Below are 679 nucleotides of genomic sequence, written 5' to 3'. Positions count from 1 at the left end.
AAGCGCTGCGAGCGTATTTTGGGAGGTGGTGGACTTGCCGATCCCCCCTTTGCCGTAAAATGCGATTTGACGCAAATCTGACATATCGCCTTCCTTCTTTCGTTCCATCCATCGCTGAGTAAAAGGCCGGCAGCTCGCGCCGCCTCGCATGGCAATCTTCAAAACCCGTGCCATGTGGGCCGATCGAGCCAAAGGAAAGATCTTTTTGTTGGGTTTCAGAAAGTTACTCCGAACCACCACAGGAAACTGCCAAACAAACCTAATGTCGCCGATCAGACAAAGCCGACAGACGGTGTCGTGATGGCATCACTTGCACCGCTAGGTCGACCGCGACTATCAGCAGGACAACGGATCCGAAAACTGGAGACAATCGCACCCAGCTCCCAATCGAAAAATGTTGAAGCTTTCGATCCTGACCTGCCGCTGACGGCGATTAGAGCCTCGGCGGTCTTGAACCGCTCCCAAACGTTGGACCACCGGATGCTAGAGTTTTCCGGCTTATTCAGGGAGGCGGGCTGGTTGCGCCTCCCGAATTCACCAACGAGATCGGCGCCTTGTTGCCGATCGCACCATGAGGTCTTTCCTCATTGTAGTATCTACGCCAATCCTCCATCTTTTCGCGGGCATCCGCAAGGGTCAGGAACCAATGCTGGTTCAGGCATTCTGCACGGAAGCGGCC

At 54.8% G+C, this 679-nt stretch carries 2 protein-coding genes; both read right to left on the bottom strand.

The window, feature by feature from the left end:
- On the bottom strand, positions 1-84 hold an 84-nt coding region (locus tag K6M89_RS30545; RefSeq protein WP_157214173.1), incomplete at its 3' end, for a hypothetical protein.
- Positions 85-502: 418 nt separating this feature from the next.
- A partial coding sequence (locus K6M89_RS30540) for an integrase core domain-containing protein (protein WP_148669433.1) occupies positions 503-679 on the bottom strand: 177 nt, incomplete at its 5' end.

The sequence above is a fragment of the Rhizobium croatiense genome (assembly GCF_019793465.1).
GTDB classification, from domain to species: domain Bacteria; phylum Pseudomonadota; class Alphaproteobacteria; order Rhizobiales; family Rhizobiaceae; genus Rhizobium; species Rhizobium croatiense.
The sequence above is the reverse complement of the archived record's forward strand: the minus strand, read 5'-3'. Positions and strand labels throughout refer to the sequence as shown.